Below are 8,487 nucleotides of genomic sequence, written 5' to 3' on the forward strand. Positions count from 1 at the left end.
TGCTGTCGAGGCAGTCGTCGAGCCGCAGCAGCGCCGGGGCCGCGGGCGTGCCCGCCGCCGCGCGCGACAGCAGGCCCGCCGGTCCGCAGACGACGTCCGTCAACCCGTCCCAGCCGCGCTCCGCGAAGCCGGTCAGCGGCACGACCGGCACGACCAGCGACGTGCGCGCGGGCAGGACCGGGTCCGCCGTCGCGGCGGCCGCCAGCACCACGCTGCCTGGCTGCTCCCCGGCCAGGTCGTCGACGGCCGCCGCATCAGGACCGCCGTCGCCGAGCCCGCAGCACCGGCACGCCACGCCCTCGGCGGCGAGCGCCGCGGCGGCGGCATCGCGCAGCCGCAGCGCGTCTTCGTGGCCGTACCAGACCACGACGTGGCCGCCGTCGCGCGGCAGGAAGGCGTGCCAGGGCACGAGGAACTCAAAGCCCATCGCGACCGCCTCCCGGGGCGGCGACCAGTTGCGCGTACCACGCCGCCAGCGACGCGACCATCCGGTCGCGGTGGTAGAGGGCGTCGACCCGCCGCCGACCCGCCTCCCCCCGGCGCGCGGCCTCGGCGGGGTCGGCCAGCAGCTCGGCCAGCGCCGAGGCGAGCGCCGCCGGATCTCCCGGCGTCACGAGCCAGCCCGTCTCGCCGTGCACCGTCACTTCGGCGACGCCGGTCGGCAGGCGCGTGGCAACCACGGGCAGGCCGGCGGACATCGCCTCGAGCTGGACCAGGCCGAAGGTCTCGGCCCGCATCAGGCTCGGCAGCACGAGCGCCGCGGCGCCGCCCATCAGCGGCCGCAGCGCCGCGTCGTCCAGGGCGCCCCGCAGGCGGACCCGCCCCGCGAGATCGGGGCGGGCCGCGCGGCGCGACAGCGCGGCGCGCAGCGGGCCGTCGCCCACGATGTCCAGCTCCGCGCCGGGCAGGCGCGCCACCGCTTCGAGCAGCACCTCGACGCCCTTGTAGTAGACCAGCCGGCCGACGAAGAGCAGGGGGCCGCGCCCGGGGTGCGACGACGCGCGCCACGGGACGGGGTCGATGCCGAAGGGGATGACCGCCGTGCGCGGGGCGTGCGGCGCCAGCAGCGGCGACTGCTCGCGCAGGCTCGCCGTCGAGACCGCGACGCCGTCGCAGCGATCCAGCAGGCGGCGGACCAGCGGGCGCAGCAGGACGCCGCCCAGCCTCTGGCGCGTGATGTCGGCGTGGTACCACACGGTCAGCCGGGACCCGCCGAGCTCGCGCCCGAGCAGCAGCAGCGCCGCAGCGGCCAGGGGGTTGGGCCAGTGGAGGGTGACGACGTCGGGGCGGCGCCGCAGCAGGCGCCGCAGCTCGACCGCCAGGTCCGGCATGAGCGGCTGCGAGGCCAGGGTCGCGGCCACGCCGCAGCGCACCAGCTCGCCGCCCGACCCCGGCGCCAGGGCGGCGCGGGCCGTGGCGCGATCCGCGGACGCCACCAGCACGTCGACCGCCTCGCCGCGGGCGAGCAGGCCCTCGGTGATCGCGGCCAGGACCGTCTCCATCCCGCCCTTGGCGGGCGGGTAGTACTTGCCGATCTGGAGGATGCGCATGGTCCGCCTACAGTAGCCGATGGCGGCGGGCCGGCCAGCACAAAAAGACGAGGGCGGCCCCCGGGGGACCGCCCTCGCGTCGCGCGGTGCGTGACGGACTACATCATGTCCATCCCGCCCATGCCGCCCATGCCGCCGCCGCCGCCGGACATCGGCTTGTCCTTCTCCGGCTCGTCGGTGACGCAGGCCTCGGTGGTCAGCAGCAGCGCCGCGATCGAGGCGGCGTTCTGCAGGGCCGAGCGGGTCACCTTGACCGGGTCGATGATGCCGGCCTCGAACATGTCCTCGTAGATCATCTTCGCGGCGTTGAAGCCGACGGTCGCCTTCTTCTCGGCGCGCAGGTGCGCGACGACCAGCGAGCCCTCGACGCCGGCGTTCTCGGCGATCATGCGCACCGGCTCCTCGACCGCCCGGGCCACGATGTCGCGGCCGACGGCGGCCTCGCCCTCGAGCTTCAGGTCGGTGATGGCCTTGGCCGCGCGCAGCAGCGCCACGCCGCCGCCGGCGACGATGCCCTCCTCGACCGCCGCGCGGGTGGCCGACAGGGCGTCCTCGACGCGGTGCTTCTTCTCCTTCATCTCGGACTCGGTCATCGCGCCGACGCGGATGACCGCGACGCCGCCGGCCAGCTTGGCCAGCCGCTCCTGCAGCTTCTCGCGGTCGTAGTCGCTGGTGGTGTCCTCGATCTGGGTGCGGATCTGCTGGATGCGGGCCTTGACGTCGGCCGACTTGCCCTTGCCGCCCACGATCGTGGTGTTGTCCTTGTCGATGGTGACCTTCGAGCAGCGGCCGAGGTCGGCGGTCGTGGTGTTCTCCAGCTTCAGGCCGGCGTCCTCGCACATGACGCGGCCGCCGGTCAGCACGGCCAGGTCCTCGAGCATCGCCTTGCGGCGGTCGCCGAAGCCGGGCGCCTTGACCGCGGCGACCTGCAGGGTCCCGCGCAGCTTGTTGACGACCAGCGTGGCCAGGGCCTCGCCGTCGATGTCCTCGGAGACGATCAGCAGCGGGCGGCCCATCTGCGCGACCTTCTCGAGGATCGGCAGGATGTCCTTCATCGTGCTGATCTTCTTGTCGTGGACCAGCAGGACGGGCTCGTCCAGCTCGACCTTCATCGTCTCGGGGTTGGTGATGAAGTACGGGCTGAGGTAGCCGCGGTCGAACTGCATGCCCTCGACGACGTCCAGCTCCATCTCGGTGCCCTTGGCGTCCTCGACGGTGATGACACCGTCCTTGCCGACCTTCTCCATCGCCTCGGCGATGATCTTGCCGATCGACTCGTCGTTGTTCGCCGAGATCGAGGCGACCGAGGCGATGGTGGCGCTGTCGCGCACGACCTTCGACTGCTTCTTCAGCGAATCGACGGCGGCGGCGGTGGCGGCCTCGATGCCCTTCTTCATGTACATCGGGTTGGCGCCGGCGGCGAGGTTCTTCATGCCCTCGCGGATGATGACCTGGGCCAGCAGGGTCGCGGTGGTGGTGCCGTCGCCGGCCACGTCGTTGGTCTTGCTGGCGACTTCCTTCAGCATCTGGGCGCCCATGTTCTCGAAGGGATCGGGCAGCTCGATCTCCTTGGCGATGGTCACGCCGTCGTTGGTGACGATGGGCGAGCCGTATTTCTTGTCGAGGATCACGTTGCGGCCGCGGGGGCCGAGGGTGATCTTCACGGTGTTGGCGAGCTGGTCGACGCCCCTCTTCAGCTTGTCGCGCGCATCGGCGTCGAACTTGATCATCTTGGCCATGTCGAAATCTCCTTTGCGGTCGTCCGTATGCCTAGAGGATGGCGAGGACGTCGCCCTCGCGCAGGATCAGGTAGTCTTTGTCGCCGACGGTGACTTCGGTGCCCGAGTACTTGCCGTACAGCACGACGTCGCCCTTCTTGACCTCGGGGGCCACGCGCTTGCCGTCCTCGGCGACGCGGCCCGGACCCACGGCCACGATCTTGCCCCGCTGGGGCTTCTCCTTGGCCGTGTCGGGGATGATGATGCCGCCCTTCATCGTCTCGGCCTCCATCGGCTCGACGATGACGCGATCCGCAAGGGGCTTGATGCTGAGAGCCATCTTCTCCGCCTCCTTCTGCCTTTGGGGAACAGGGCCGCCTGTTAGCACTCTCGGCCCGTGATTGCCAGGGCGGGAATATAGCACTCCCTCGAGGCCCTGCAACTCCGATTCCCGGCATCTGCCATTCGTCCCGCCAGAGACATGACATCATGTCACATGTGCTCCCGCGCCGGGCCGCCGCGCAAGCGGCGAGGGTGAGGACGAGCGCCGGGAACACGCGGACGTGCAGGGGTTTGGCAGCCAAGATCGCGAGCGGACCCGAAACGCGCTTGCACTCGGCGCAGGGTCCGTTACCCTGGAGCCGACCGATCACCGACCCCGATGGGAGCCTGCATGCCCGACCGGATCCGATTGCGCGACCTGCTGCCGCCCTGCGTCCTGGGCGAGCCCAACGGCCTCGCCGCCGCGGGGGACGACCTCCTGCACGCCGATCCCGCCCGCGCCCTCGGCGCGGCCCACGACGTCGCCGCCCGGCTCAACGAAACCCGGCGGGCCGCCGGCGGCCCCTGGATCCACGCCGGCCAGATCCAGGCGCTGGTGCTGCTGACGGCCGCGGCGGCGGTCCTGCTGCGCCGCTTCGCCGCCGACCGGGATCCCGGCCTGTGGCGGGCGGCCCGCCGCTGGCTCGAGGACGACCTGGGCCGCGACACCGTGGCCGCGCTGAGGCAGGCGCTGGACACGCGCGCGCGGCCTCCCGCCGCGGGGGGCCCCGATTTGCCAGACTTGCCCGCCGGGGTCGACGCCGACGCCGACTGGCTGCTGCCCCTGCTGCTGCTGGGCCTCGCCGGCGGGAACCGCGCCCTCGACCCGGTGCGCGACCTGATCGACGACGCGCCCCTGCGCGCCCGGCCGGGCTACGCGCGGGCCTGGCCCAGCTTGCTGGCCTACCTCGGCCGACTGCCGGCCTTCGACGCGCACGTCGACAGCCTGGCCGAGCTGCTCGTGCTGCCGCAGCGACTGGCGCCGGACGACCTGCTGGCCCAGCTGTTGCGCGCCCACGAGGCGTGGTCGCCCTGGCTGGGCGACGGGGCCCCTCCCCTGCTGCTGGCCGCGGGCGTGCTGCACGAGGAGCGCCGTGCCCGCTTCGAGGGCGCCGGCGCCGCGCCCGAGATCAGTTTCGCCGAGACGGCGGCCCCGGTCGCCGGCGCGCCGGCCGCGACCCGCGACGAGGAGCACGAGGCCGTCCGCTACAGCCACGACCGCGAGTGGATGCCGAGCCTGGTCCTGCTCGCCAAGAACACGCACGTCTGGCTCCACCAGCTGGCGCGCCGCTACGGCCGGCCCGTCGCCCGCCTCGACCAGGTGCCCGACGAGGAGCTGGACGAGATCGCGTCGCGCGGCGTCACCGGGCTGTGGCTGATCGGCATCTGGCAGCGCAGCCGGGCCTCGCGCACCATCAAGCAGCGTCGCGGCAACCCCGAGGCCCTCGCGAGCGCCTACGCGCTGGACGAGTACCGCGTGGCCGACGACCTCGGCGGCGAGGAGGCGCTGGCCGACCTGCGGCGCCGCGCCGAGGCGCGCGGCGTGCGCCTCGCCGGCGACATGGTGCCCAACCACACCGGCCTCGACGGGCGCTGGGTCGTCGAGCGGCCCGACCTGTTCCTGGGCCTCGACCACCCGCCCTACCCCGCCTATTCCTTCACCGGCGAGGACCTTTCGTCCGACCCGCGCGCGGCCATCCACCTGGAGGACCACTACGCCGACCACAGCGACGCCGCGATCGTCTTCCGCCGGACCGACCGCGCCACCGGCCGCGCCCGCTACATCTACCACGGCAACGACGGCACCAGCATGCCGTGGAACGACACCGCGCAGATCGACTACCTGAACCCCGCGGCGCGCGAGGCCGTGATCCAGGAAGTGCTGGCCGTGGCGCGGCGCTTCCCCGTGATCCGCTTCGACGCCGCCATGGTGCTGGCCCGCCGCCACGTGCGCCGCCTCTGGTACCCGGCGCCCGGCGAGGGCAGCGACATCCCCGGACGCGCGGCGCATGCCATGTCGCAGGAGGCGTTCGACGCGGCCATGCCGCGGGAGTTCTGGCGCGAGGTCGTGGACCGCGTGGCGCAGGAGGCGCCCGACACGCTGCTGCTGGCCGAGGCCTTCTGGCTGATGGAGGGCTACTTCGTGCGCACGCTGGGCATGCACCGCGTCTACAACAGCGCCTTCATGCACATGCTGCGCGACCGCGACAACGCCAAGTACCGCCGCTCCCTCAAGAACGTGCTGGCCTACGACCCGGCCATCCTGCAGCGCTTCGTCAACTTCATGAGCAACCCCGACGAGGCCACCGCCGAGAGCCAGTTCGGCAAGGGGGAGCACTACTTCGGCGTGTGCGCGCTGATGGCGACGCTGCCGGGGCTGCCGCTGCTCGCGCACGGCCAGTTCGAGGGCTACACCGAGAAGTACGGCATGGAGTACGCGCGGGCCTACCGCGACGAGACGCCCGACGAGGGCTTCCTGGCGCACCAGGCGACGATGATCTTCCCGCTGCTGCGCGAGCGGGCGCTGTTCGCGGGCGCCGACCTGTTCCGGCTGTTCGACCTGGTCGACGACGACGGCGAGGCGCAGGAGGACGTCTTCGCCCACGTGAACGGGCGCGACGGACGGCGCTGCCTCGTCCTCTACAACAACGGGCCGGCGACGCTCACCGGGACCCTGCTGCGCTCGGCGCCCTGCCGCAACGCCCGCGGCGACCTGCGGACCGGCACCCTGGCCGAGGCCCTGGCGCTGCCCGACGCGGGAACGGGCGTGCTGCGCCTGCGCGACCCGCGCACCGGCTTCACGCAGGAAGCCCCGCTCGCCGACGTGCGCGAGCGGGGCCTGCGGGTCACCCTCGCCCCGTTCGAGTGCCGGGTCCTGCTCGACCCGGTCGTCACGGGGCGGAACTGATCGTCAGCGGGTGCACTGGGCGACGAACCCGGCGATCCGCTTGACGACGCCCTTCGCGCACTCCGGCGCCGGCGGCCCGCCGGCTGCCGGCACCTCCTGCAGGCAGTGGTTCAGGCCCGCCGCCACCGTGCAGGCCACCTTCAGGTGGCCCTGCGCGTTGAGCCACTCCTTCAGCGCCGTCGCCTCCGTGGACGGGACCGCGTCGTCGCGATCCCCGTGCAGCAGCATCAGCGGCAGGCCCGCCGCCAGCAGCGACGGTCGCGGGTCGCGGGCCAGGAACGACGCCAGCCAGGGCGCGTCCGCGGGCCGCGGCTGCGCGGCGTGCAGGTCGGCGCCGGGCGAGGTCGTCGCCCCCACCAGGATCATCCCCCGCACCGGTCGGCCGGCCTGCGCGCACAGGGCGGCGGCCTCCCCGGCCAGCATGCCGCCCTCGCCCTGAGCCAGCAGCAGGATCCGCCCGGGGTCCACGCCGGCGGCCGCGCCCAGCGCAGCGGCGGCGGCGGCGGCGTCGCCGGCCATGGCTTCGAGCGACAGCGCGCCGTCGACGGGCGCCCGCGGTTCGTAGCGCAGCGTGGCGACGCCGGCCGCCGCCAGCTCCGCGGCCAGGTGCGCGTAGAACCCGAAACCGTCGGCCGTGGCGTCGCGACCCGACTGCGCCGGACCGGCGATCAGCACGACCCCCGCGACCCCGGCGACCGCGTCCTTGCCCGGCGGCGGCACCGTCAGCGTGGCGGCCAGCGCGGCGCCATCGGCGGCGACCGTCGTCTCGACGCCGCCGGGTCCCGCGACGGCGCCGCCCCCCGCCGCGCCGCCCGTCGCCAGGATGCGGCTCTGGGGCGTCTCGACGCCGAAGAAGCTGCCGTCGGGGTGCTGGTGGATCGTCAGGACGATCGGCTGCTTCAGGTCCTTGTGCGTCACGGTCAGCTCGAAGCTGCGCACGGGCACCTCGGCCCCCTTCTGGGCGAGCGTGCCGCTCCCCAGGCCGCGCACGGCCAGGTCCAGCTTCTGCAGGCCGTTGGTGGCCGACAGGTTCCCGACGTAGGTCGCGGCGTCCTGGGACGCGAGCAGGTCGCTGAGGGCCATCAGCGCCGTGGCCGCGCCCTGCGGCAGGAAGACCGTCTGCGCGGGCAGCTTCTCGGCGGGCACGGGCATCTGCGACCCGTTCACCGTGGCCGTGACCTGGGGCTTCCCGTCCGGCACGTGGACGCTCACGATCTCGAGTTCCTGCTCGGGCATCTTCAGCCAGGAGGAGGAGCGCACGTAGCTGCGCAGGTCGGGTGTCATCTCCAGGCTCCACTTCAGGCTCGTGGTGCCCCGGATGGTGCCGCCGCCGCGGTAGACCACGCGCCCGTCCGCGTGCACGGTCCTGACGGCGGACATCCAGCCCGCGTTGGCGCCGTCGGCCTCGACCAGGAAGTGGAGCGAATCGACGGGGGCCTTGCCGGGCAGCGCCGCAGCGGCGCGCGACGCCGGCCAGGTCAGGGACAGGGCCATGATCAAGGCCAGCGCGAGCGTCGGCGGGACGGACACGGAACGCGCGCGGGTGCGGGATCGGCACATGTCGGACCTCCGGACCAGGGGACGGCGACGGGCAGGGAGCGCGGGCCGCACGGCCCCGCCGACGATCAGCAAAGGGGATGGCCGCGCGAGCGTCAAGCAAGGATCGGGCGCGCTCAGCGGCCGGCGGCGGCGCCGAGCAGCGCGGCGCCCTTCAACGTCCAGAGCGGGTCGCGCCGCCAGCGCCCGGTGCCGGGGAAGGGCGCCGCGTCGTCGCCGAGCAGGCCCGACTGCCCGCCGGTCAGCACCACGGTCAGGGCGCCGTGGCGGTCCAGCAGCGCGCCGACCGTCCCGACCACGCCATGGACGCCGACGAGGTAGCAGCCGGCGACCAGAGCGCCGTGGGTGTCGGGCTGCGCCTCGGCCGGCACCGGCGCGGGCACGACCGGGTGCAGGCGCGCGGCCCGTTCGCCGAGCGCGCGGGCGGCGAGAG

Annotated in this window: 7 protein-coding genes; 1 reads left to right on the forward strand and 6 read right to left on the reverse strand. The window is 73.8% G+C overall.

Annotated features, from left to right (window positions below):
- From Q7W29_10145 to groES, 4 genes are all read right to left on the reverse strand, one after another.
- On the reverse strand, window positions 1-427 hold a 427-nt coding region (locus tag Q7W29_10145), incomplete at its 3' end, for a hypothetical protein (protein ID MDO9172180.1).
- The gene (locus tag Q7W29_10150) at window positions 417-1,550 is read right to left on the reverse strand and encodes a glycosyltransferase (GenBank protein MDO9172181.1); all 1,134 of its coding nucleotides are present in this window, start codon (window positions 1,548-1,550) and stop codon (window positions 417-419) included. The genes Q7W29_10150 and Q7W29_10145, both read right to left, overlap by 11 nt.
- 98 nt (window positions 1,551-1,648) lie before the next feature.
- Entirely contained in the window at window positions 1,649-3,289 is a 1,641-nt protein-coding gene (gene groL / locus Q7W29_10155; GenBank protein ID MDO9172182.1) for a chaperonin GroEL, read from the reverse strand.
- A 31-nt stretch (window positions 3,290-3,320) separates the two neighbouring features.
- Window positions 3,321-3,608: a co-chaperone GroES gene (gene groES / locus Q7W29_10160; GenBank protein ID MDO9172183.1), complete on the reverse strand. Its 288-nt coding sequence runs from the start codon at window positions 3,606-3,608 to the stop codon at window positions 3,321-3,323.
- Between the two features lie 333 nt (window positions 3,609-3,941).
- Here groES and Q7W29_10165 point away from each other — a divergent pair, with 333 nt between their 5' ends.
- Window positions 3,942-6,497: an alpha-amylase family glycosyl hydrolase gene (locus Q7W29_10165; protein MDO9172184.1), complete on the forward strand. Its 2,556-nt coding sequence runs from the start codon at window positions 3,942-3,944 to the stop codon at window positions 6,495-6,497.
- 3 nt (window positions 6,498-6,500) lie between these two features.
- Here Q7W29_10165 and Q7W29_10170 read toward each other — a convergent pair whose 3' ends face one another.
- Window positions 6,501-8,057, reverse strand: a complete 1,557-nt coding sequence (locus tag Q7W29_10170) for a hypothetical protein (GenBank protein MDO9172185.1) — start codon at window positions 8,055-8,057, stop codon at window positions 6,501-6,503.
- Between the two features lie 113 nt (window positions 8,058-8,170).
- Window positions 8,171-8,487, reverse strand: a 317-nt coding sequence (locus Q7W29_10175) for a hypothetical protein (protein MDO9172186.1), incomplete at its 5' end; no start/stop codon positions are given.

The organism is bacterium, from assembly GCA_030654305.1.
Classification (GTDB): Bacteria; Krumholzibacteriota; Krumholzibacteriia; order LZORAL124-64-63; family LZORAL124-64-63; genus PNOJ01.

Coding starts and splice junctions, on each gene's coding strand:
- groL (MDO9172182.1), bottom strand. CDS start 3,289: ATGGCCAAGATGATCAAGTTCGACGCCGATGCGCGCGACAAGCTGAAG.
- Q7W29_10150 (MDO9172181.1), bottom strand. CDS start 1,550: ATGCGCATCCTCCAGATCGGCAAGTACTACCCGCCCGCCAAGGGCGGG.
- Q7W29_10165 (MDO9172184.1), top strand. CDS start 3,942: ATGCCCGACCGGATCCGATTGCGCGACCTGCTGCCGCCCTGCGTCCTG.
- Q7W29_10170 (MDO9172185.1), bottom strand. CDS start 8,057: ATGTGCCGATCCCGCACCCGCGCGCGTTCCGTGTCCGTCCCGCCGACG.
- groES (MDO9172183.1), bottom strand. CDS start 3,608: ATGGCTCTCAGCATCAAGCCCCTTGCGGATCGCGTCATCGTCGAGCCG.